Here is a 24,553-nt window from a genome sequence, read left to right on the forward strand (position 1 = left end):
TTATCTCAAATGGACTGAAAACTTGATACACATCAAGAAATGACGCATATTTGCGCGCGTTTTATTCATCTGGCTGGACGCCCATACATGTCTCTTTATCAATATATGCTTGTTTTTTATGCTGCCATGGCAGCAATCGCCTTTCTCATTACCTGGTTTCTTTCCCACGATAAGAAGAGCATTCGCTTTCTGAGCGCCTTTCTGGTGGGGATTACATGGCCAATGAGTTTTCCGGTGGCGCTACTGTTTTCACTATTTTAAATCTTACACGCTGGCTTGACGGCACAACGCAGACTTATATCATTTGAGTGAATCGATAAATTTCACAAGTGGCTGAGGAGAAAGTATGTCGCATCTGGATGAAGTCATCGCGCGCGTGGATGCCGCGATTGAGGAGAGCGTCATTGCCCATATGAACGAGTTGTTAATCGCCCTGAGTGATGACGCAGAGTTAAGCCGGGAAGATCGCTACACACAGCAGCAGCGTTTGCGTACCGCAATCGCTCATCACGGACGCAAGCATAAAGAAGATATGGAGGCGCGCCACGAACAATTAACCAAAGGCGGCACCATCCTCTGATTAAAACGTGCGTCTGGCCACCAGCCAGGCGCCAACTACCAACAAAACTGCCCCGCAAATTGGGCCAATCAGCGCCCGAAGTGGTACGCCATGACTGCGGAAAATATCCAGCACCAGACCACCAATAAGTTGACTGGCGACCAGTACCGCAATGGTCGTTGCCGCGCCAACATTCTGATATCCGCTGATACTGGCGAAAACAAAAAACGATCCCAACAAACCAGGGATTAGAGTCCACCAGCGCACGCTGGACACCAGTTCGCCAAAGCCTGCTGTTCCTTGCTTAAACCATAAAATAGACACGAACAGCACAATCCCCACCAGTGAATTCAGCAGCATGGCGATGAGAATGGTGGAGGATGTCTGGGTGATGCGTACCATCAATGTGTTTTGCACCACAAGACCAATCCCGGCAGCGATCAAAAAGGCAAGGGTAAGCGACTGGTTCATCCAAGTGAGTCCGGTTCGCTACGATCGTCAAGCTGCAATTGCATAAAGGTGAGATCCAACCAGCGACCAAATTTAGTACCAACTTGGGGCATTTGCGCCGTGACGATAAATCCCAGTGACTGGTGCAGATGCAACGACGCTTGATTTTGTGATTCTATGCCGGCAACCATCACATGCTTACCGCAGTTCCGCGCTTCATCAATCAACGCGCGTAACAATTTTCGCCCAAGACCTTTGCCCTGATGATCCGGATGGACATAAACCGAATGTTCCACGGTATGGCGAAAACCGTCGAAACTACGCCAGTCACCAAACGAGGCATATCCTGTAACCACGCCATCTTCTTCGCTCACCAGCACCGGATAACCCGATAAAGTTCGTGCTTCAAACCAGGCAATGCGGTTATCTGTATCTACAGTCTGGTCGTTCCAGATAGCTGCCGTATGCAGTACAGCGTGGTTATAAATTTCCGCAATTGCAGCACAATCGGCTTTGCGGGCAGAACGGATGGACATCTTAAGCCTCGATAAAATAATGATGATGACGTTATCAATACTATCGAAAACAGCCCGAAGCAACGGATTCCTCGATGAAATTATTGCGTGTCGCAGTAGTGATGTGACGGCTGCAAACTAAACCAATCCAGTGAGCCTGCTACTATTGATGGATTCATGCCAAAAGCACAGGAGAGCATTATGGGTCAACAAAAGCAACGTAATCGCCGTTGGGTTCTGGCGTCGCGTCCACACGGCGCGCCGGTTCCGGAGAATTTCCGTCTTGAAGAAGATGATGTCGCCACGCCGGGTGAAGGACAGGTGTTACTGCGCACGGTCTACCTGTCGCTCGATCCGTATATGCGCGGGCGCATGAGCGATGAGCCATCTTATTCACCACCGGTTGATATTGGTGGCGTGATGGTCGGAGGCACGGTGAGTCGGGTGGTGGAATCTAATCATCCGGATTACCAGCCTGACGACTGGGTGCTGGGTTACAGCGGTTGGCAGGATTACGACATATCCAGTGGCGATGATCTGGTGAAACTTGGCGATCATCCGGAAAATCCTTCGTGGTCACTGGGTGTGCTGGGGATGCCAGGCTTTACGGCTTATATGGGGCTGCTGGATATCGGTCAACCTAAAGAGGGTGAAACGCTAGTGGTTGCTGCAGCAACGGGGCCGGTCGGTGCGACAGTGGGGCAAATCGGCAAACTAAAAGGTTGCCGCGTGGTGGGTGTTGCCGGTGGCGCGGAAAAATGTCGCCATGCCACAGACGTTCTCGGTTTTGATGTTTGCCTTGATCATCATGCAGATGATTTTGCCGAACAACTCGTGAACGCGTGTCCGAAAGGCGTTGATATCTATTATGAAAACGTTGGTGGTAAGGTGTTTGATGCGGTGCTGCCTTTACTCAATACATCCGCGCGTATTCCCGTTTGCGGTTTAGTGAGCGGCTATAACGCCACCGACCTGCCTTCCGGGCCGGATCGTTTACCGCTACTTATGGCTACGGTGCTGAAAAAACGTATTCGCCTGCAAGGGTTTATTATTAGCCAGGATTATGGTCATCGCATCCATGAGTTCCAGCAAGAGATGGGGCAATGGGTGAAGGCGGGGAAAATTCACTATCGTGAACAAATTACCGATGGTTTAGAGAACGCCCCGCAGACATTCATTGGTCTGCTGAATGGTAAAAACTTCGGCAAAGTCGTGATCCGTGTTGCGGATGATGATTAACATTTCAGGTGGCGGCATTCTTGCCGCCACTAATGAATATTATTCAAATCGCCATGCGAGATTTACGCCTACACCATAATTCCGCCCAGGCGCAGGCTCGTAATATCGACCATTCGATTCATTAACAATCACCGAGCCGACATATTCTTTATCGAATAAATTATCGACACGACCAAATAAATCTATTGTCATATTACGATAATTATATTTGTAACCGGTGAACAAACCGACGAGAGTGTAAGAGGGCGCTTTTGCCGTATTTTCGTCATCCGCCATGATATCGCCCATATAACGTGCTTCTGTGCCTGCATACCAGCCTTCTTCTGGTACATAACCTAATGACGCAAAGCCCATATTGCGGGCGATCCCGGGCATTCGGTTACCATTACAGTCCTGAGCGTTACAAACATTGCTGCGATAAGTTGCGTCAAGCCGCGTCCACGACGCTTTCACACGGAAATCTCCGGCAAAACGCTGATCCCAGGCCAGTTCAGCCCCCTGACGGCGCGTCTTCCCGGCATTTTTATACGTGGTACGCCCGCCGCTACTGCTATCAACAACGATTTCATCATCGGTATCAGTCTGGAATAACGCAGCGGTAAACAAGCCATCGCCAATACGCGTTTTACTGCCGATTTCGATTGTGTCGTTGGTGGACGGTTTTAAACCAAAGTTCATGCCACTTTGCCCGTCAGCACGGTAAGAAAGCTCGTTAATGGTTGGTGTTTCAAAACCGCGCCCGGCTGCCAGATAGATGTTCCAGGCATCGGTTATGGCGTATTTCAACGATCCCGCAGGAAGCCATTTGTGATAACTGGCATCACCGCTGTCATCACCGTTACCCGGGGTAACGTAATGATCGTCAGAGTCAAACCACACGGAGCTGTAGCGCACACCAGCATCCAACGATAGTTTGTCAGTTAGTTGCCACTGGGTTTGTAAATAGGGATCGACGTTCCACATCAGATTGCGCTCGTCGCGGCGCAGATCACCTTTTTGCCCGTACTCCGGCACGCCGTTATTAAGGCGGAAGTTATTGTAACCCTTGCGTTTTTCACTCATGTTTTCATAGTTCAGGCCAGTAGTGAAAGTGACCGGAACTCCCAGCTCTCCACGATGTGTCCAGCGGCTGTCTATACCCTGGTAATGACGTTGCAGAGTAATTACGCCGCCCGCATGAGATGGGGTAAGTTGGGGTGCCATCGGAATCGATTGATACTGGGTCGTTTCCCGTTCACCTGCGTACATCATCACGCTCATATCATCCCGCGAACTCAGGCTGCGCTCATAACGCAACCCTGCCTGAGTTTGCTTGATGGTTTTTCGCGTGTCGTACTGTTCAGCGCGAGGCGCTTGTTGCGGATTCGCTTTCCATTCAGCTTCGGTCAACCCACCAGGGTCATCGGCTTTGATATCCACACTGTTGAAAATCAGGTTTAACTTACTGGCGTCATCAATGTGTACGCCCAGTCTGGCATTGGCTAAATTTTTCTGTGCGCCGCTATGGTCACGATAGCCGTGAGTTGTAAAACGCGTGGTCGAAACGGTGTAATCGACATCGCCAGGCTGTGTGCCGTCGCCCGTTGCGCCCGTTGCTTTCAGTCCATAGCGCCAGCTACCATAACTGCCATAGTAACTGCTGGCCTCAATAGTTGGCGGCTGTTCGCCGATTTGGGTAGTGACGTTCATTACGCCGCCGGACGCATTGCCATACAGGGCAGAGAAGGGGCCTCGCAGCACTTCCACATTTTGCACACTGCTTAAATCGATATTGGATGTTTGCCCTTGTCCGTCGGGCATGGTAGCGGGAATACCATCAACATACAGGCGAATACCGCGAATACCGTAAGTGGAACGGGAGCCAAATCCGCGAATAGACAGTTGTAGATCCTGCGCATAGTTCTGCCGGTTTTGTACCTGCAAACCAGTCACACTGGTCAGTGATTCAGACAAATTGATGCGCGGCGTTGCCAGACGCATCTCCTCGCCATCGACCACGCTTACCGCAGCGGGTGTGTCCAGTTCAGAAACTACCTGCGGCGCGGCGCTAACAATCATGGTTTGTTCATTAGCGGCAAAAGTGGAAGGAGAAAGGAGAATCAGTGCGGGTAAAACGGTCTGTCGGACGGAAAAAATCTTCATGAAAAAAGCCAGGTTAAGAATGGGAAAACGCCTCAATGGTAATAAATTTGTAAATTTATAGAAAACGAAACGGCACAATACGTTAATCAATTGAGAAAATTGTAGTCGTAACAACAAGAAATGCTCCACATTTGAGAAAATAATGATTACCATTCCCATTTATAACAAGGGCGTAACGAAGATTATGCTCAACGAAGCATTGTGAAGCAGCTATAAATCGGTTCATCAAAGGGAGTCGTCATGCATTTACGTCATCTGTTTTCATCGCGCCTGCGTGGTTCATTACTGTTAGGTTCATTGCTTGTTGCTTCATCATTCAGTACGCAGGCCGCAGAAGAAATGCTGCGTAAAGCGGTAGGTAAAGGTGCCTACGAAATGGCTTATAGCCAGCAAGAAAACGCGCTGTGGCTCGCCACTTCGCAAAGCCGCAAACTGGACAAAGGCGGTGTGGTTTATCGTCTCGATCCGGTGACTCTGGAAGTCACTCAGGCGATCCATAACGATCTCAAGCCGTTTGGTGCCACTATCAACAACGCGACGCAAACGCTGTGGTTTGGTAACACAGTAAACAGTGCGGTCACGGCAATTGATGCCAAAACGGGCGAAGTGAAAGGGCGTCTGGTGCTGGACGATCGCAAACGTACAGAAGAGGTGCGTCCGCTGCAGCCACGTGAGCTGGTTGCTGACGATGCCACGAACACTGTTTACATCAGCGGTATTGGGAAAGAGAGTGTGATTTGGGTGGTTGATGGCGAGAATATCAAACTGAAAACCGCCATCCAGAACACCGGTAAAATGAGCACCGGCCTGGCGCTGGATAGCAAAGGCAAACGTCTCTACACCACTAACGCCGATGGTGAACTGATTACCATCGACACTGCCGACAACAAAATCCTGAGCCGTAAAAAGTTGCTGGATGATGGCAAAGAGCATTTCTTTATCAACATCAGTCTCGATACTGCCAACCAGCGAGCGTTTATCACTGACTCCAAAGCGGCAGAAGTGCTGGTGGTCGATACCCGTAACGGCAATATTCTGGCGAAGGTAGCAGCACCGGAATCCCTGGCTGTGTTGTTTAACCCGGCGCGTAATGAAGCCTACGTGACGCATCGGCAGGCGGGTAAAGTCAGTGTGATTGACGCGAAAAACTACAAAGTGGTGAAAACGTTCGATACGCCGACTCATCCTAACAGCCTTGCGCTGTCTGCCGATGGCAAAACGTTGTATGTCAGCGTGAAGCAAAAATCGACTAAACAGCAAGAAGCCACTCAGCCGGACGATGTGATTCGTATTGCGCTGTAATAGATATGGCGAGGGTGAAAATGGAGTGACTTGCCTGACTTTTATCACGCCGCATCCGGCACCTTCGTCAGTAATTTGAATTTGCCCAGCACGTAGCCGGGCAATTTTGCAATTAACTCGCCGTTTCAGGCTTAAACACAATTTCCTGTTGTTCTTCATCTTCCTTGACGACTGGCGCAGTGCTGTGAATTTCAGCAACGCGTTTGCGCACACCAAACCAGCCTATAACCAGCAGAATACCGATAATCGGCAGCGCCGCGATGGTATAAGTCCCGTTCGGGTAATCGAACGCCATCAGCACAAGAACACTCAGTAAAAACAGTAATGTCAGCCAGGAAGTGAAGGGCGCGCCAGGCAGTTTAAAACTGACATCTGCCGCTTTACCTTCTTTGATGGCTTTACGCAGGCGCATCTGACAAACAATGATAAACGCCCACGAGGCGATAATTCCCAATGACGCGAAGTTCAGGACAATCTCAAATACGCGCGACGGCACCAGATAATTGAGGAATACGCCAACGACATACACAACCAGCGTCGCCAGAATCCCGGCATACGGCACATGTTGGCGACTCATTTTCGCCATAAAACCCGGCGCAGATCCGCCCATCGCCATCGAGCGCAAAATACGCCCGGTGCAGTACAGGCCAGAGTTCAGGCTGGAGAGGGCAGCGGTCAATACCACAATATTCATGATGCTGCCAATGTACGGCACACCGAGTTTAGAGAAGAAGGTCACAAAGGGACTTTGACCGGCCTGATAGGCACTCCACGGCAATAACATAACTAGCAACACCACGGAACCGACATAAAACAGGCCAATACGCCAAATCACGCTGTTAATTGCTTTTGGCACCATAGTCTGCGGATCTTTACATTCTCCGGCGGCAGTGCCGACCATTTCGATGGAGGCAAAAGCAAATACCACGCCCTGAATTAACACCAGCGCAGGCAGCAAACCGTGGGGGAAGAAGCCGCCATTATCGGTAATTAAATGAAAGCCAGTGGTGTTGCCATCCAGCGGCTGACCGCTACCGAGGAACACTGTCCCCACGACCAAAAAGGTCACAATGGCGAGCACTTTAATCAGCGCAAACCAGAACTCCATCTCTGCGAACCATTTCACACCAATCATATTCATGGTGCCAACGATGGTCAGCGCAGCGAGCGCAAATACCCATTGCGGCACGCCGCCAAACGCGCCCCAGTAATGCATATACAGTGCGACGGCGGTGATATCGACAATCCCGGTCATCGCCCAGTTGATGAAGTACATCCAGCCGGCAACATAAGCGGCTTTCTCACCCAAAAACTCACGGGCATAAGAGACAAAACTACCACTGGAAGGGCGATGTAATACCAACTCACCCAACGCACGCAAAATAAAAAACGAAAACAGGCCGCAGATTAAATAGACCAGTGCCAGTGCCGGGCCGGCCATTTGCAGTCGGGCACCCGCGCCTAAAAACAAACCAGTCCCAATCGCGCCGCCAATGGCGATCATCTGCACCTGGCGATTACCCATCGCTTTGTGATAACCCTCTTCATGGGCATTAAGCCAGCGGCGTTTCGCGGCGTGTTGATCTGAAGTGTCGGTGTCGTGTTTACTCATTGCTCTCCCTGATTGCTTCGTTGAAAAAGTCTTATAAGCCGCCATGAACAATGTTTATTCATCCTGGCGATGACAGTTATTACCATTATTCTTTATGGGTATAACGGTCGGCGCAGAATCCTACCTGTTATCGATAAACGATGCAAAATATCCCCTTACAAGTTGAGTGGGGATTAAAAGGATTGCTGAAAAAATGACAAATCTTAGTCCTGGCCGCCCTGTTTACTGACCTACACTTAAGCTTTAACGCTGTGTGGGGGAAATATGATTAAGGTGTATGGGGTTCCACCATGAGTGAACTGATGCTGACTTTGGCTGATATTCCCTATAAGTTTGTTGATGTCAGCGGAATAGAGTTATTTAGCCCACCGATTTCGCCCACTTTCTTTCGCCCGATATAACGAGGCATCGGCATCAGCAACTATTTGTTCAGCCGTTTTTGCAGGAGCAGAACAGGCAATCCCCTGACTAACCGTAACAAATGCACTAACAGCAGATGCCTGATGCGGGATAGCCGCCAGTTTAAGTTCTTGCTTAACTCTGGCTGCTATCGCTTCGGCTTCCTGCAAGCCCGCATTGAAAAGAATAATGGCAAACTCTTCACCGCCATAGCGCGTAACTACATCTTCGGGCTGGCGAATTGCACGTTGCAGTGCGTTGGCAACTTGTATCAGACAACGATCGCCAGCAGGGTGCCCATAAGTGTCGTTGTAGCGTTTGAAAAAATCGACATCCAGCATAATTAAAACGAACGACGTCTTTTGTTCGACGGCATCGCGTAAAATACTATCCAACGCTCGTCGGTTTGCCACTCCAGTTAAGGGATCGCGATGAGCTAATGCATCGAGGCGATGAATCAACTGGTTGTTGTACTTATTTTGTTGCCATGCTTCTTCAAACCAACGCAACAAAATAAAACGTCCGCCATAGAGAGCCAGTGAAAAAATGCTCCAGATAACAGCGAAATGAATATTCACATACTGATTGAGCACAAGACTGGCTAACGGGATGGTAAACCATAATGGAATGACAAATGCGAGGAGTGATGGGGTGTGGAAATATAGCGCAACAACGGCACTAAGCATTAGTAATACGCACAGTGGATATGCAAAAGGCAGCGTCCAGTGTGCAATAAAATAAAAACAACACCATGACCATAGTAGGCTTAGAATAACCAATAACTGCTGAATATACTGTACTTTGTTGCGTGGGCTAACTAATAAAAGACCACTGATTAGCAGAATACCTAATGATGAAATATCAATCGTATGTACAAGATTTTTCTCATTAAACCATGGAGTCGTGCCTTCATTAAACAATACCCCTCGAAGCAAAACCAACGATGAAAAACTGATGTTAATCAACGCAAACCACGGCAGGCTAATCGCCATACCGCGAATAACCATATCCTGGCGGTTTTTCCATGAATAATGAGGGTGTTTTCTTTTGTCAGAATACATGTTTGTTTATAACCCAAAAAGGGCAGGGAACCTGCCCGACTTACACAAAAATTATGGCGTTACAATATTGAACCAGAATTCAAAGTTGTCCATATAACCTAACAGTTCGTTGAGTTTTTCCTCATTTCCAGTGATTTTTACTTCGCCTTTATCCGTGGCTTCTTTTAATGTCTCTTCCTTCAGGATGATTTTATTCAGGACATCGCGGGAGAGGGTGATAGTCGCATCGGCGTCAGAGGCTTGCGTATCAGCCGTGTGATTGAGCACACCGTTTTCCAGTTCCACTTTATAAGTGCCGCCATCTTCACCGAAATCAAAATTCAATACTGCTTTAGCGTCTGCCGCTTTCTCGCCATTTATATGCACAGCAAGATAATCAAAGAACATTTCCGGCGTCATGGCACGAACGGTGTCAGGACTGGCTGTATTTGGCGTAGGCAGTTTTTGCACACCATTGCGTAATTCCTGTGCGCCAGTGAGATAAAAATTACGCCACGGCCCGGATTCGGCCTGGTAGCCTAACTGTTCAAGCGCATCGGCTTCCAGATTCCTTGCAGCCTGGTTGTTTGGATCGGCAAACACCACCTTACTGACAACCTGGGCAACCCAGCGGAAATTTCCCTGGTCATAATCCTGTTTGGCTTTTTGTAAAATGGCATCAGCACCGCCCATATACTCCACGAATTTTTTAGCGGCTTCTTCTGGTGGCAGTTCATCAAGAGTCGCGGGGTTACCATCAAACCAGCCAAGATAAAGCACATAAGTTGCTTTCACATCATGGCTCACTGAACCGTAATAACCGCGATTCGCCCAGGTGTTAGCAAGTGAAGAGGGCAATTTGAAGTTTGCGGCAATTTCATCACGAGTCAGCCCCTGATTCGCCATGCGTAGCGTTTGATCGTTGATATAACGGTACAAATCGCGTTGGCTTTTTAGCAGTTTGACAACGTTATCGTTACCCCAGGTTGGCCAGTGATGCTGGGCAAGAATAATCTCCGCTTTATCGCCCCACAGATTGAGGGCTTCGTTGATGTATTTAGACCACGGAAGAGGTTGACGAATTTTGGCACCACGCAGCGAATAGGTGTTGTGGAGGGTGTGCGTGACATCTTCTGCGGTTTCGATCAGTTTCTTTTCTTCAATAAACCACAGCATTTCGGAAGGTGCTTCGGAACCGGGCGCCATCAAAAAATCATAGGTCAGCCCGTCAATAGTCTCTTTTTGTCCGGTTTTGGTGATGTAGTTGGTAGGGGCAATCAATGTAACCGTTCCGGCTGAGGTCGTTGTTCCCAGCCCAGCGCCGACCTGACCTTTAGCATCAGGTTTCAACAAATTACCGTACATATAACTGGCTCGACGGCTCATTACATTGCCAGCCATAATATTTTCTGAAACAGCCTCTTCTAAAAATCCGGCTGGCGCATAAATTTTTGTTTTTCCTGATTTAACGTCAGCTTCATCAACCACACCGCGAACGCCGCCGTAGTGATCGACATGACTGTGCGTGTAGATAACCGCCACCACTGGTTTTTGACCGCGATTTTTATAATAAAGATCCATGCCAACTTTAGCTGTTTCTGCTGAAACCAGTGGATCAACAACGGTAATACCTTCTTTACCTTCAATGATGGTCATATTTGATAAATCGAGATTGCGAATCTGATAGACGCCTTCAGTCACTTCAAATAAGCCGCTGATATTTATCAGTTGCGCCTGACGCCATAAACTTGGATTGACAGTATCAGGTGCTTTATCGCCTTCTTTGATAAAAGAATATTGCTGTGGGTTCCAGATAACATTCCCTTGTTCACCCTTAATCACTTCCTGAGGTAAAGGAGCAATAAAACCTTTATGAGCATCAGCAAAATCGCTGTTATCGGAAAACGGCAATTGACTATAAAGTGCGTTATTCGCTTGTTGGGTGGCAGCGGAGGCCTCTTTGGGCGCTTCTGCTGCGATGAGAGGAAGTGAACTTGTTGTGAATAATCCCATGACTAGCAGACTTTTAGCAATATGGTTAAGCTGCATCGCAAGTGTCTCCAGAAAGACTTTATAAAAGAAAGGATATTACGATTGAAAATTATGATTGAGGGCAAGAATAACTATAATTGGCATTAATAAATCAGCAAGCTGGATGTCGTGAATTTTCTTAATATGATAATAAATAAAGAATAGATTCTGTATGTTACAGGACGGGTGCTTATTGGCGCGGAAGCTAATAGTATATGTACGTTATTAAAGTGACGGCGTATATATCGCACATCATTTCGCATCAAATAACACATGACGTTTTCGGCTTGTGCTAAATTTGCTGGCAGTCTTTAAAAAGGAGCACAACAATGCCGCACATAGACATTAAATGTTTTCCCCGTGAACTGGATGAGCAACAAAAAACGGCACTGGCGGCGGAGATTACCGACGTCATTATTCGCCATCTGAACAGTAAAGAAAGTTCGATAAGCATTGCCCTACACCAGATACAACCGGAATCGTGGCAAGCTGTCTGGGACGCCGAAATCGCGCCCCAAATGGAGACTTTGATAAAGAAACCCGGTTACAGCATGTAATTGCTTAACCAGCCGTAACACGCTTGCCGCTGGTAACAAAGGTGCCAGCGCCTAAATGATGTAGCGTATTGAGTTTATCGTCATCAAATTGCCAGCGGCCTTCGACAAAAACACGAGCGTCTGCCGCTGCTGATACCACTTCGCCAAACAGCGTGTCGTATTTTTCTTGCGCAGAAGTCGCGGGAAGCAAGCGGCACTCCATCCATGCCAGACATTTCTTTTCGACCACCGGCAAGCCAAGCACCGGACCTTTCACAACCGGAATGCCATAACAGTTAAACTTATCTTCATCACGCCCAGAAATGCTGCCCACTGCCCACGTCCAGTTTGTTGCTGCGACGCCTGGGATCACAATGCCAAACATGCCACTACGTTCAATCAACTCCCGTGACCATGTCGATTTATCGACCACAATTGCCACGCGTGGTGGTTCGAACTCCACGGGCATCGACCAGGCCGCAGCCATAATGTTACGTCGCTGGGATTGCTCATCGAAACTGGTGATCAGGACGGTAGGGCCGTGGTTTAACAGACGGCTGGCATGATGCAACTCAACGGGAATAAATTGGCTCACGGTATCGCCTCGCTAAGAAAGTGGTTTTAAAAGCGTAGCTCGTAACGCAATAAGTAACGAAATTAACGGGATTGGCGATTTGCGAACGTGATGCTTGTCCGCGATCGCACAAAATAGCCGGTGTGGCGTCCATTCCAGGTTATAAATTGAGAAAACCACTAAGGGAAACGCCTGATGACGCCCATTCTGAATCACTATTTTGCCCGTATTCGCTGGACGGGTGCTGCTGCGGTCAATATTGATACGCTACGAGCATTACACCTGAAACACAATTGCACTATTCCATTTGAAAATCTCGACGTTTTGCTGCCGAGAGAAATCCAGCTTGATGATCAATCGCTTGAAGAGAAGCTGGTGACTGCGCGACGTGGCGGTTACTGTTTTGAGCAGAATGGTGTGTTTGAGCGAGTGTTACGTGAGCTGGGATTTAACGTTCGCAGTTTGTTAGGTCGCGTGGTGTTATCTAACCCACCATCGTTGCCGCCGCGCACGCACCGTCTGTTGTTAGTAGAACTGAAGGGTGAACAATGGATTGCCGACGTCGGTTTTGGTGGTCAGACGCTGACCGCGCCAATCCGTTTAGTGCCGGATATCGCGCAAACCACGCCACACGGAGAGTATCGGTTGTTGCAGGAGGGTGATAACTGGGTTTTGCAGTTTAATCATCATCAGCACTGGCAGTCGATGTACCGTTTTGATCTCTGCGAGCAGCAACAAAGTGATTATGTGATGGGCAATTTCTGGTCGGCGCACTGGCCGCAGTCGCATTTTCGCCATCATCTGTTGATGTGCCGCCATTTGCCGGACGGTGGCAAGCTGACGCTGACCAATTTCCATTTCACCCATTATGAAAATGGGCACGCGGTGGATCAGCGGAATCTACCGGATGTGGCGTCGTTATATGCCGTGATGCAGGAACAATTTGGGCTGGGCGTGGATGATGCGAAACATGGGTTTACCGTGGATGAACTGGCACTGGTGATGGCAGCGTTCGACACACATCCGGAGGCGGGGAAATAGTATGTGCCGGATGCGGCGTAAACGCCTTATCCGGCCTAAATTAGCCAACAGATTCACGCTTGTAGGTCTGATAAGCGAAGCGCATCAGGCAATTGGAACCGGCAACGGTTTCAGAGATCAATGGCCCATTCGGCATGAAACAAAATCACCGCTGTGCCAGAAATGGTGACTTTCTCCGGTTGGTTGTCCCGAATAGTCACCGTCACATCAATCACGCCGTCACGCCCCAGAGCTCGTCCCTGATGGCCTTTAACACGCAACACGTTGCCATCGTGGGGCAATACGTTGTGATGCACTAACCATGCGCCCATTGGGCCATTGGCATTGCCGGTCACCGGATCTTCCACAATACCAATCGCAGGCGAGAACATGCGACCATCGGTTTCATTTTTGCCTGGGCGGATCTGGAAGGGGAAGAAACCATTGCAGCCAATCTGTTTACTGATAGCGGTCAGCGCAGCAAGGTCAGGCGAAAGGGCATCGATATCCACTTCTGGTTTCAACGGGATCATCACTTTTGAGTGTCCTGTTGTTGCCACCTGAATTGGCAAGCCTGGCAGAATATCGTTCTCAGTGAGATGAAGCGCGTTGATAATTGCCGCGCGAGCTCCACCTTCCAGCGGCGGTTCAAAGCCCGGCGTGCCTTGCTCCAGAGAAATACGATAATCACCGTTTTGTTTTTCGATAGTGACACGGTGCTTTCCCGCCAACGATGTTTGCCAGACGGTGCAATTTCCCAAACCCAATACCTTTGAACGTACATAGTGCGCTGCTACCGTCGCGTGACCGCAAATTGGCACTTCAACCATTGGCGTAAAGTAGCGAATGTGTACATCGCTGTCGTCACTGCGCAGCAGAAAAGCCGTTTCCGAATGGCCTAACTCGCGGGCGATAAGTTGCATTTGCGCTTCGCTAAGATTATCGGCAGGGAATACAACACCGGCAGAATTGCCGCGAAACGGTTGAGAGGTAAAAGCATCGACGTGGTAAATCTGCGGTTTCATTACTGTTCTCCTGTGGCTGGAGAACTATCATAGCCTGCAATCGGCCGGAGAGCGAAAGGCTATCCGGCCGGCATGAGAATTATCGCCGTGAGCGCACAATCTGATACCTACGGGTAAAGTACTCAAACGGTGCGCTCCATACATGCACCAGTCGGGTGAACGGGAAGAGCAGGAAGATGGTCATTCCCAACACCAAATGAACGCGGAAGATATAAGCTACGCCATCAAGATGCGTCGATGCGCCGCCCTGGAAAGTGACGATGCTTTGCGCCCATCCCACCAGCTTCATCATTTCACTGCCGTCCGGATGTTGTGCTGAAAAGGGAATGGTGGTTAACCCAAGAATGCACTGAATTAACAAAATGGCGAGGATCAGGATATCCGCACCAGAAGACGTCGCCCTGATACGCGGATTTGTTAAACGACGCACCAGCAGCCCCGCACCGCCAATCAGCGTCAACACCCCGCAAATACCGCCGAGGATCATCGCCATCTGCTGTTTTACCGCCACCGGAAGGAACCACGCGTACATCCAGTGCGGCGTTAACATGCCGAACAGATGACCGAAGAAGATCCCCAGAATACCGATATGGAACAAGTTCGACCACAGCACCATTCCGCGTTTATCCAACATCTGGCTTGAGGAGGCACGCCAGGTGTACTGCCCGTAATCGTAGCGCAACCAGCTTCCGAGGATAAAAACCGTGCCACACAAGTACGGGTAGATATCGTAAAAAAAGACGTTCAAATACTGAATCATTTCCCACCTCCCGCACTGATGTCCACATACTGCGGTGCGACATCCTGACTAAAGCGTCGCTGATATTGATTAAGCGGCGAGCTGTCACACGCCGTGGCGTTATCTTCAATAAACTTCACCTGTTCCTCTTCCCACACCGCATCCAGTGCCTGACGGGTGTCGTCGCGCTCCTCGCTGCGTATCTGTTTTGTGACACTGTCACTTGAGAGTGTACTTCCCGCCAGATGCAGCAGGGCGTCAAACAACGGATACCACGGCGCCTCACGTTGTTTTAAGCGCCCGCCGAGCAGGGCGAGGATTGGCGCAACGTTGAGCAAACCTTCTTTAGCCTGGTTGTCGGGTAGCACACTTAAATACTCCAGATACAAAGGCAGATAATCAGGCAACTCGCGACAATTTAGTTGCAGGCCGACTTTTTCATACTCCGCCAGCAGATCCACCATTGCCTGACCGCGATCGCGTGACTCGGCATGAACATGTTCAAATAGCAGCAGCGAGGTGGTACGTCCACGGTCAAACACTTCACACCATTCAGCCTGTTTATCCAACAGCGGCGCATTAAGCAGGTCGCAGGTGAAATCGGTGAGCATCGGCGCGTCGTGGCGAATCAGCGCCAGCGCGTCGTCTTTGTTCTCCCATAGCAGCTCGTCCGGGTACTCCATCAACAGGCCAATCACTTTGAGGATTTGCATTATTCCCCCTCCGCTTTATTGCGTACTTCGGTAATGTCGATAGCATCGATCCGGCTACTGTTGAACAGGTTGAATTTAGTATCAGAGCCGTGGCAACCGTCGCCAAAAGTAAAGCCGCAGCCGTTGCGTTCACCGAAGGCGTCGCCCGCCATTTCCCGATGACTGGTCGGAATGACAAACCGATCTTCATAGTTGGCGATAGCGAGATAGCGATACATATCTTCCACCTGGGCGACGCTCAGCCCGACTTCGTCGATCGCGCGGGTATCAGTTACACCTTCTACGGTTTGCGAACGCATATAGTGGCGCATTGCCATCATCCGTTTCAGCGCCCGCAGTACAGGGCCGGTATCGCCCGCACTCAACATATTGGCGAGGTATTGCACCGGAATACGCAGGCTTTCGATGGCGGGAAGTACGCCTTCGCTTTTGGGCAGTCCGCCCGCGTCGGCGTAAGACTGAATCGGCGACAGCGGCGGCACGTACCAGACCATCGGCAGGGTGCGATATTCCGGGTGCAACGGTAGCGCCAGTTTCCAGTCCATTGCCATTTTGTAAACCGGCGAACGCTGGGCGGCTTCAATCACGTTTTGCGGGATACCTTGTTTCAGGGCTTCTTCGATCACTGATGGATCGTGCGGATCGAGGAACACTTCGCACTGGCGTTCATAGAGATCAACTTCGCGCTCGGTGCTCGCTGCTTCCTCGATGCGGTCGGCGTCGTAGAGCAGTACACCAAGATAACGAATGCGCCCCACGCAGGTTTCGGAGCAGACCGTGGGCTGACCGGACTCAATTCGCGGATAACAGAAGATGCATTTTTCCGACTTGCCGCTTTTCCAGTTGAAGTAGATTTTTTTGTACGGACAACCGCTAATGCACAAGCGCCAGCCACGACATTTATCCTGATCGATCAGCACAATGCCGTCTTCTTCGCGTTTGTAGATAGCGCCGCTGGGGCAGGTCGCCACGCAGCTGGGGTTGAGGCAGTGTTCGCAAAGGCGCGGCAGGTACATCATGAAAGTGTTTTCAAACTGACCGTACATCTCCTTTTGCATGGCTTCGAAGTTGCGGTCGCGGGCGCGTTTTTCAAACTCGCCGCCCAGCAATTCTTCCCAGTTTGGCCCCCAGATCACTTTGTCCATCCGTTTGCCGTCAATCAGCGAACGTGGGCGGGCAGTGGGAATGTGTTTACCTTCCGGCGCGCTATGCAAATGTTCGTAGTCGAATGTGAAAGGTTCGTAGTAGTCGTCAATCTGCGGTATCACCGGGTTGGCGAAGATTTTGGTTATTACGCCCATCTTGCTGCCCAGGCGCGGGCGGATCTTGCCATTCACATCACGCACCCAGCCGCCTTGCCACTCTTCCTGATCTTCCCAGTTTTTCGGATAACCAATGCCCGGTTTGGTTTCGACGTTGTTAAACCAGGCGTACTCCATGCCTTCGCGCCCGGTCCAGACGTTTTTACAGGTCACCGAACAGGTGTGGCAGCCGATACATTTATCGAGGTTAAGCACCATGCCGACTTGCGAACGTATTTTCATTTTTCCGCCTCCTGTACCTGATCGCGACCTTCATCATCCAGCCAGTTAACGTTTTTCATCTTACGGATCATGATGAACTCATCGCGGTTCGAGCCGACGGTGCCGTAGTAGTTAAAGCCCCAGGCCAGTTGCGCGTAACCGCCAATCATATGCGTCGGCTTCGGGCAAACGCGGGTGACTGAGTTGTGAATACCGCCGCGCATTCCGGTCACTTCTGAACCGGGGATATTCATAATGCGTTCCTGAGCGTGATACATCATGGTCATGCCCGGCGGCACTCGCTGACTGACTACCGCACGAGCCGTCAGCGCACCGTTGGCGTTAAACACTTCCACCCAGTCGTTATCAACAATGGTCAGTTCGCGGGCATCGGTTTCGCTGATCCAGACAATCGGCCCGCCGCGCGAGAGCGTCAGCATTAGCAGGTTTTCACTGTAGGTAGAGTGAATGCCCCATTTCTGGTGCGGCGTCAGGAAGTTAAGTGCTTTTTCCGGGAAGCCGTTTGGCGGGATCTGGCGCATTTCACTGACACTGCGGGTGTCGATAGGCGGGCGATAAGCCACCAGGCTTTCACCAAAGGCGCGCATCCAGGGATGATCCTGATAGAGCTGCTGGCGTCCCGACAGCGTGCGCCACGGAATTAACTCGTGAACGTTGGTGTATCCCGCGTTATAGGAGACGTGATCGCTTTCCAGACCGGACCAGGTGGGGCTGGAAATGATTTTACGTGGTTGCGCCTGAATATCGCGAAAGCGAATCTTCTCATCCTCTTTGTGTAGCGCCAGATGAGTATGTTCGCGCCCGGTGATCTCGCCCAGCGCCTGCCAGGCTTTTACCGCTACATGGCCGTTGGTTTCCGGTGCCAGCGCCAGAATGACCTCTGATGCATCAATGGCGGTGTCAATCAGCGGACGCCCCTGTGCCGGGCCATCGCGTTTGGTGTAATTGAGTTTGCCGAGGAAATCGATTTCATCCTGGGTATTCCACGAAATCCCTTTACCGCCGTTGCCAAGTTTGTCCATCAACGGCCCCAGCGAGGTAAAACGTTCATAGGTAGCAGGGTAGTCGCGCTCCACCGCCACAATATTCGGCGCGGTCTTACCTGGGATTAGGTCGCATTCGCCTTTGCGCCAGTCGAGCACTTCACATGGTTGGGAGAGTTCTGCCGGAGAGTCGTGCAATAACGGTTGCAGTACAATATCTGTTTCTTTGCCAAGATGCCCCACGCAGACTTGCGAAAATGCTTTGGCGATACCTTTGTAGATTTCCCAGTCGCTGCGTGATTCCCAGGCGGGATCGACCGCCGCAGAAAGTGGATGAATAAACGGATGCATATCCGAGGTATTCATATCGTCTTTTTCGTACCAGGTCGCGGTGGGCAAGACGATATCGGAGAATAAACAAGTGCTGGACATGCGGAAGTCGAGCGTCACCAGCAGGTCGAGCTTGCCCTCTATCGCGGCGGTTTGCCACTCGACTTCTTCCGGTTGAATTCCCTCCGTTGGCCCAAGTTCTTCCCCCTGAATACCGCTTTCCGTACCCAGCAGATATTTCTGCATATACTCATGGCCTTTGCCGGAGGAGCCAAGCAGGTTAGAACGCCAGACAAACAGGTTACGCGGATGATTGCTGCCGTTATCTGGCTGCTCGCAGGCCATACGCAAATCACCCGATTTCAGCGCCTGAGCGGTAAATTCAGTGGGTGATAATCCGGCCTTGTCGGCTTCAGCTTTCAACGTGAGCGGATTACGCCCCAACTGCGGCGCAGAAGGTAGCCAGCCCATGCGTTCGGCGCGAACGTTGAAATCAATCAGATGACCGCTGTATTTACTGGCATCGGCGAGCGGTGAGAGCAATTCCTGAGCGGTGACTTTTTCATAGCGCCACTGGCTTGAGTGATTGTAAAAAAATGAGGTGCTGTTCATCTGGCGCGGTGGGCGGTTCCAGTCAAGCGCAAAGGCCAGTGGTAACCAACCGGTTTGCGGACGCAGTTTTTCCTGACCGACATAGTGCGCCCAGCCCCCGCCGCTTTGCCCGACACAACCGCAGAAGATCAACATATTGATCATTCCCCGATAGTTCATATCCATGTGATACCAGTGGTTAACACCAGCACCGAGGATAATCATCGAACGTCCGTGGGTTTTATGGGCGGTATCGGCAAATTCACGGGCGATGGTTTCAATATACTGGCGCGGCACGCCGGTAATTTGCTCGCCCCATGCCGGCGTGTAGGCTTTGATTTCAGCGTAATCTTTCGCGCTGTTTTCGTCTTCCAGCCCGCGATCAAGACCGTAATTTGCTAGCACCAGATCATAAACGCTGACCACCGGACAGGTACTGCCATCGGCGAGCGTCAGATTTTTCACTGGAAGCTGGCGTACCAGAATCGGATCGTGTTTTACGCTGCGAAAATGCGGGTTTTCAATGCCGCCAAAGTAGGGAAAAGCCACGCCAGCAACAGCGTCGTGTTGACCGAGCAGGGTTAACGACAATTCGGTTTCTGAACCTGCGGCAATGGATTCCAGATTCCATTTGCCTTTTTCTCCCCAGCGAAAACCAATCGAACCGTTCGGCACCACCAGTTCTCCAGCGATATTAAACGCCACGGTTTTCCACTGCGGATTGTTGTTTTCACCCAGTCCATCCACCAGGTCAGACGCGCGGATCATGCGTCCCGGAACGTAGCTGCCATCGTCGCGCGGTTCCAGCATTACCAGCATCGGCATATCGCTGTAGCGGCGGCAGTAGTTGATAAAGTAGTCGCTGGGGTTATCGAGGTGGAACTCTTTTAAGATCACATGGCCCATCGCCATTGCCAGCGCGCTATCGGTGCCTTGCTTTGGCGCCAGCCACTGATCGCACAATTTTGCCACTTCCGAGTAGTCCGGGGTAATGGCGATAGTTTTGGTGCCTTTGTAGCGCACTTCGGTAAAGAAGTGAGCGTCTGGCGTGCGCGTCTGCGGTACGTTAGACCCCCATGCGATGATGTAGCTGGAGTTATACCAGTCGGCGGATTCCGGTACGTCGGTTTGTTCGCCCCAGGTCATCGGCGAGGCGGGCGGCAGGTCGCAATACCAGTCATAGAAACTTAAGCAGGTGCCGCCTAGCAGTGACAGATAGCGTGTTCCGGCGGCGTAAGAGACCATCGACATCGCCGGGATCGGTGAGAAACCGGCAACGCGATCAGGGCCGTAAGTTTTGATGGTCCAGACATTAGCGGCAGCAATCAGTTGATTCAGTTCCTGCCAGTTGGAGCGGATAAACCCACCGCGCCCGCGTACCTGCTTGTAGCTCAGGCACTTTTGCGGGTCATTCATAATTGATGCCCACGCCAGTACCGGATCGCTGTGTTGTTTAAGTGCTTCGCGCCACAGTTCAATCAGCCGTTTACGAATTAGCGGGTATTTCAGACGGTTTGCACTGTAGAGATACCAGGAGTAACTTGCGCCACGCGGGCAGCCGCGTGGTTCATGATTGGGCAGGTCAGGGCGAGTGCGTGGGTAGTCGGTCTGCTGAATTTCCCAGGTCACCAGGCCATTTTTAACGTAGATTTTCCAGCTACAGGAGCCGGTACAGTTAACGCCGTGGGTGGAACGCACGATTTTGTCGAACTGCCAACGCTGGCGATAGCTGTCCTCCCAGTCGCGGTTGCTATGCATCACCTGTCCGTGACCATCGGCAAAAGTTTCGCCCTTTTGTTTGAAGTAGCGAAAGCGATCCAAAAGTTTACTCATGACATGACTCCTGCTCCAGGAATGATTTGGGCTCTGATGCCTTGTCAGATGCGGCATAAACGCCTTATCCGACCTACGGGTGCGACACGTTGCATCAGGCATCGATCTCTTATTTTTGGCTAAACTTCCGCCGACCATAGACCAGCCAGGTCAGCAGTACACAGATGATGTAAAAGATTAAAAACACTTTCATCGCGCCCACCGGAGAGCCTGTCATATTCAGCGACATGCCAAACGCCTGCGGAATAAAAAAGCCGCCCACTGCGCCAATGGCTGAGATAAAGCCCAGCGCCGCCGCCGTTTCGGTGATCGCTTCTCGCTGCGCTTCATCATCGCTGCCACCTTTCATCTTGACGCGATAAATGGTTATCTGGCGGAAGATGACAGCAATCATCTGGAAGGTGGAGCCACTACCCAGACCCGCTGTCAGGAACAACCCCATAAACACGACGAAAAATGCGATGAAATTGCCGGAACCTGTACCAGGCAGAGTGAGGAACAACAGGGCACTGAAAAGCGCCATAAAAATAAAGTTGATAAGCGTCACCCGCACGCCGCCAAATTTATCGGAGATAGCACCGCCAACTGACCGGGCAATCGCGCCGATAAACGGCCCAAAGAACGCCAGTTGCAGTATATTCACATCCGGGAACTGAGTTTTCGCCAGCATGGCAAAACCAGCGGAAAAACCGATAAACGAACCGAAGGTGGCGAGATAGAGCAGACTCAACAGCCAGAGATGCAGACGTTGTAAAACGGGCAACTGGTCGGCAATTGACGCGCGTGAACTGGCGATATCGTTCATCCCAAACCAGGCGGCGATAGTGGCAATTGCCAGCAGTGGCACCCAAATCCATGCGGCGTTCGCCAGCGACATCACTGAGCCATCGGCCTGTGGTACGCCATTAACACCGAGAAAGGCAAATACCGGAACAAAAATCACCAGTGGCGCAACCAGTTGCATCACGCTGACGCCTAAATTGCCTAATCCGCCATTAATCCCTAATGCGCTACCTTGTTTTGCTTTCGGGAAGAAAAAACTGATATTGCCCATACTGGAAGCAAAATTCGCGCCAGCGAAACCACACAGCAAGGCAATAACAATAAATATTCCAAAAGGAGTATGGGGATTTTGTACGGCAATACCGAGCCAGACGCAGGGAATAATCAGGATCGCGGTACTAAAAACAGTCCAGCGACGCCCACCAAATATAGGCACCATAAAGGAGTAGGGGACACGTAATAATGCGCCAGAAACGGAGGGTAATGCGGTTAATAAAAAAAGCTGATCGGTCGTAAAATTAAAGCCAATTTTATTGAGATTAACGGTGACTGCGCTAAATAACATCCAGACACAGAATGCAAGAAGTAAACAACTGACTGATATCCAGAGATTTCTTCGTGCTATATGTTTTCCTTTATTTTCCCAGAAGGCCGGATTTTCTGGCTTCCAGTCGCGCAAAAGATAACGATTACTTTTCTCATTTTGCAGTGCCATATTCTTCCTCACATGCACACGTTGGTAATGAAAAAAAGAAAGACAGGACGTTGGGCGCGATGACCCACTTTTAGAATTAAGAGAATCAGGTGAGATACTGACTGAAAGAATAGATAAGAAAGCGCAGCCGCGCGGTGAGAATGCGGATTATCTGAAGGGTTATGTGTTACTGAATGTAACAAAGATATATCATTGCCTTGGTAATGACTCCAACTTACTGATAGTGTTTTATGTTCAGATAATGCCCGATGACTTTGTCATGCAGCTCCACCGATTTTGAGAACGACAGTAACTTCCGTCCCAGCCTTGCCAGATGTTGTCTCAGATTCAGATTATGTCGCTCAATGCGCTGAGTGTAACGCTTGCTGATAACGTGCAGTTTTCCCTTCAGGCGGGATTCATACAGCGGCCAGCCATCCGTCATCTATACCACGACCTCAAAGGCCGACAGCAGGCTCATAAGACGCCCCAGCGTCGCCATCGTGCGTTCACCGAAGACGTGATTTAGCACCGACGTAGCCCCACTGTTCGTCCATTTCAGCGCAGACAATCACATCACTGCCCGGTTGTATGCGCGAGGTTACCGACTGCGGCCTGAGTTTTTTAAGTGACGTAAAACCGTGTTGAGGCCAACGCCCATAATGCGTGCACTGGCGCGACATCCAACGCCATTCATGGCCATATCAATGATTTTCTGGTGCGTACCGGGCTGAGAGGCGGTGTAAGTGAACTGTAGTTGCCATGTTTTACGGCAATGAGAGCAGAGATAGCGCTGATGTCCGGCAGTGCTTTTGCCGTTACGCACTACGCCTTCAGTAGCGGAGCAGGAAGGACATCTGATGGAAATGGAAGCCACGCAAGCACCTTAAAATCACCATCATACACTAAATCAGTAAGTTGGCAGCATTACCCATTGCCTTCACTAATATTTCAATCCGCATACCCTGAACGAACTTTGTTGCAGCATGAAACTTATCGGTGACGTGTCGCCAGCCAACAGAGCAGAGAGCCGCCACAGACCATGAGTGCGCCTTGCCAGAATGAGAACGATAGCGGTGCGTTGAGTAGCACGGCAGCCAGAGCAGAAGAAAGTACAGGCGTAAAATAAGAACCAACCGCCATAATCGTTACGTTGCCATGTAAAATACCGACATTCCAGGCGGCGTAAGCAAATCCTAAAGTAAATGCCGCAGATATGAGTTTAACGATGACAGGAAAGTTAAAAACCATCTCTGGTTGTGGCGTTATAAAATAGTAAATCCATAGACTTGCCCCCGTCAGAAGAACGAAAACAGTAATGCCGTTAAATCCACGGGCATATTTATTAGTGACTGTGCAATAAGCTGCCCAGATAAACGCACCAATAAACGCCAAAAAATAACTTAATGGACTGGTGGTAATATTATTGATGATTTCATCATATTGTAGCCCGTTGTCGCCGCCTAATACCCAACAGACACCCATCAAAGCTAAAAGCAATCCGGGAATAATCAGCCAGTTTGTTTTCTGACCATTAAAAAGAATGGCGAAAAGTATCGTCAGGCTGGGCCATAAATAGTTCACCATGCCTACTTCTATCGCCTGATGACGGGTAGCAGCATAACCTAAGGAAAGCGCGAGGCAGATTTCATAACTCACGAACAATACGCTGCCAGCAAGTAAATAGCCTTTCGGGATCTGCCGGATACGCGGGAATCCAACGGTGAAGATTAACAGCAGCCCGCTTAATGAATAGATCGCCGCCGCACCACCGACCGGGCCGAGCCCCTCGCTGACACCGCGAATCAATCCTACCATGGTGCTCCACAGGACGATCGCGATTAGCCCTATGAGCGTTGCTTTTTGTCGTGTCATGCGCGTTGTTTAGTCTCTCTTGCC

General features: G+C 50.4%; 21 protein-coding genes and 2 pseudogenes. 7 read left to right on the forward strand and 16 right to left on the reverse strand.

Annotated features, from left to right (window positions below):
* The first annotated feature begins 87 nt into the window (after positions 1-87).
* Together LG381_RS15250 and ydcY are read left to right on the forward strand one after the other, a co-directional pair.
* On the forward strand, positions 88-261 hold the full coding sequence (locus LG381_RS15250) for a GhoT/OrtT family toxin (RefSeq protein ID WP_000061189.1): 174 nt from the start codon (positions 88-90) through the stop codon (positions 259-261).
* 85 nt (positions 262-346) lie between these two features.
* Positions 347-580: a DUF2526 family protein YdcY gene (gene ydcY / locus LG381_RS15255; RefSeq protein ID WP_000018633.1), complete on the forward strand. Its 234-nt coding sequence runs from the start codon at positions 347-349 to the stop codon at positions 578-580.
* On the opposite strand, the gene LG381_RS15260 is transcribed toward ydcY, so the two are convergent.
* Positions 581-1,030: a DMT family transporter gene (locus LG381_RS15260; protein WP_021550811.1), complete on the reverse strand. Its 450-nt coding sequence runs from the start codon at positions 1,028-1,030 to the stop codon at positions 581-583.
* Positions 1,027-1,545, reverse strand: a complete 519-nt coding sequence (mddA, locus tag LG381_RS15265) for an L-methionine sulfoximine/L-methionine sulfone acetyltransferase (RefSeq protein ID WP_137325995.1) — start codon at positions 1,543-1,545, stop codon at positions 1,027-1,029. The genes LG381_RS15260 and mddA overlap by 4 nt, the downstream gene beginning before the upstream one ends.
* A gap of 180 nt (positions 1,546-1,725) precedes the next feature.
* On the opposite strand from mddA, the gene curA reads away from it, so the two are divergent.
* Positions 1,726-2,763 (forward strand): NADPH-dependent curcumin/dihydrocurcumin reductase, encoded by a 1,038-nt coding sequence (gene curA, locus LG381_RS15270; protein WP_000531446.1) that lies wholly within the window; start codon positions 1,726-1,728, stop codon positions 2,761-2,763.
* Positions 2,764-2,802: 39 nt separating this feature from the next.
* Here curA and pqqU read toward each other — a convergent pair whose 3' ends face one another.
* Complete coding sequence (gene pqqU / locus LG381_RS15275) at positions 2,803-4,905, reverse strand: TonB-dependent receptor PqqU (RefSeq protein WP_225762599.1); 2,103 nt, start codon at positions 4,903-4,905, stop codon at positions 2,803-2,805.
* 240 nt (positions 4,906-5,145) lie between these two features.
* On the opposite strand from pqqU, the gene LG381_RS15280 reads away from it, so the two are divergent.
* On the forward strand, positions 5,146-6,207 hold the full coding sequence (locus LG381_RS15280) for a YncE family protein (RefSeq protein ID WP_000550658.1): 1,062 nt from the start codon (positions 5,146-5,148) through the stop codon (positions 6,205-6,207).
* Between the two features lie 112 nt (positions 6,208-6,319).
* On the opposite strand, the gene ansP is transcribed toward LG381_RS15280, so the two are convergent.
* Positions 6,320-7,819 carry an L-asparagine permease gene (gene ansP, locus LG381_RS15285; protein WP_032225162.1) on the reverse strand — a complete coding sequence of 500 codons (1,500 nt, stop codon included), beginning with the start codon at positions 7,817-7,819 and terminating at the stop codon, positions 6,320-6,322.
* A gap of 290 nt (positions 7,820-8,109) precedes the next feature.
* Between ansP and LG381_RS15290 the strand changes: the two are divergent.
* Positions 8,110-8,175: pseudogene (locus LG381_RS15290) on the forward strand (glutathione S-transferase); the annotation flags it as partial.
* Here LG381_RS15290 and LG381_RS15295 read toward each other — a convergent pair.
* Positions 8,176-9,225 (reverse strand): GGDEF domain-containing protein, encoded by a 1,050-nt coding sequence (locus tag LG381_RS15295; protein WP_225762600.1) that lies wholly within the window; start codon positions 9,223-9,225, stop codon positions 8,176-8,178.
* A 105-nt stretch (positions 9,226-9,330) separates the two neighbouring features.
* Positions 9,331-11,307 (reverse strand): alkyl sulfatase dimerization domain-containing protein, encoded by a 1,977-nt coding sequence (locus LG381_RS15300; RefSeq protein WP_085460733.1) that lies wholly within the window; start codon positions 11,305-11,307, stop codon positions 9,331-9,333.
* Positions 11,308-11,618: 311 nt separating this feature from the next.
* On the opposite strand from LG381_RS15300, the gene pptA reads away from it, so the two are divergent.
* On the forward strand, positions 11,619-11,846 hold the full coding sequence (gene pptA, locus LG381_RS15305; protein WP_001120152.1) for a tautomerase PptA: 228 nt from the start codon (positions 11,619-11,621) through the stop codon (positions 11,844-11,846).
* Between the two features lie 4 nt (positions 11,847-11,850).
* Here the strand turns inward: pptA and LG381_RS15310 are convergent, their stop codons facing one another.
* Positions 11,851-12,420 carry a flavin reductase family protein gene (locus tag LG381_RS15310; protein WP_000077277.1) on the reverse strand — a complete coding sequence of 190 codons (570 nt, stop codon included), beginning with the start codon at positions 12,418-12,420 and terminating at the stop codon, positions 11,851-11,853.
* A 174-nt stretch (positions 12,421-12,594) separates the two neighbouring features.
* On the opposite strand from LG381_RS15310, the gene nhoA reads away from it, so the two are divergent.
* Positions 12,595-13,440 carry an N-hydroxyarylamine O-acetyltransferase gene (gene nhoA / locus LG381_RS15315; RefSeq protein WP_105280936.1) on the forward strand — a complete coding sequence of 282 codons (846 nt, stop codon included), beginning with the start codon at positions 12,595-12,597 and terminating at the stop codon, positions 13,438-13,440.
* Positions 13,441-13,550: 110 nt separating this feature from the next.
* On the opposite strand, the gene LG381_RS15320 is transcribed toward nhoA, so the two are convergent.
* The 9 genes and pseudogenes from LG381_RS15320 to yddG form a co-directional block, all read right to left on the reverse strand.
* Positions 13,551-14,444: a PhzF family isomerase gene (locus LG381_RS15320; RefSeq protein WP_225762601.1), complete on the reverse strand. Its 894-nt coding sequence runs from the start codon at positions 14,442-14,444 to the stop codon at positions 13,551-13,553.
* Between the two features lie 79 nt (positions 14,445-14,523).
* A complete protein-coding gene (gene narI, locus LG381_RS15325) occupies positions 14,524-15,204 on the reverse strand; it encodes a respiratory nitrate reductase subunit gamma (RefSeq protein WP_000617141.1) in 681 nt (226 codons plus the stop codon).
* Positions 15,201-15,896, reverse strand: coding sequence for a nitrate reductase molybdenum cofactor assembly chaperone (gene narW, locus LG381_RS15330; protein ID WP_001166380.1), 696 nt, complete (start codon positions 15,894-15,896; stop codon positions 15,201-15,203). Before narW ends, narI begins: the two co-directional genes overlap by 4 nt.
* Positions 15,896-17,440, reverse strand: coding sequence for a nitrate reductase subunit beta (gene narH, locus LG381_RS15335; RefSeq protein WP_000702538.1), 1,545 nt, complete (start codon positions 17,438-17,440; stop codon positions 15,896-15,898). The genes narW and narH overlap by 1 nt, the downstream gene beginning before the upstream one ends.
* Positions 17,437-21,177, reverse strand: coding sequence for a nitrate reductase Z subunit alpha (gene narZ / locus LG381_RS15340; protein WP_225762602.1), 3,741 nt, complete (start codon positions 21,175-21,177; stop codon positions 17,437-17,439). The genes narH and narZ overlap by 4 nt, the downstream gene beginning before the upstream one ends.
* A 109-nt stretch (positions 21,178-21,286) precedes the next feature.
* Positions 21,287-22,675, reverse strand: a complete 1,389-nt coding sequence (narU, locus tag LG381_RS15345) for a nitrate/nitrite transporter NarU (RefSeq protein ID WP_001207929.1) — start codon at positions 22,673-22,675, stop codon at positions 21,287-21,289.
* Between the two features lie 214 nt (positions 22,676-22,889).
* Positions 22,890-23,186, reverse strand: a pseudogene (locus tag LG381_RS22380) (IS1 family transposase).
* A 69-nt stretch (positions 23,187-23,255) separates the two neighbouring features.
* The gene (locus LG381_RS22385) at positions 23,256-23,531 is read right to left on the reverse strand and encodes an IS1-like element transposase (RefSeq protein WP_001317300.1); all 276 of its coding nucleotides are present in this window, start codon (positions 23,529-23,531) and stop codon (positions 23,256-23,258) included.
* 116 nt (positions 23,532-23,647) lie between these two features.
* Positions 23,648-24,529 (reverse strand): aromatic amino acid efflux DMT transporter YddG, encoded by an 882-nt coding sequence (gene yddG, locus LG381_RS15355; protein WP_225762603.1) that lies wholly within the window; start codon positions 24,527-24,529, stop codon positions 23,648-23,650.
* Between the last annotated feature and the right edge of the window lie 24 nt (positions 24,530-24,553).

This window comes from Escherichia sp. Marseille-Q3837 (genome assembly GCF_916618735.1).
Taxonomy (GTDB): domain Bacteria; phylum Pseudomonadota; class Gammaproteobacteria; order Enterobacterales; family Enterobacteriaceae; genus Escherichia; species Escherichia ruysiae.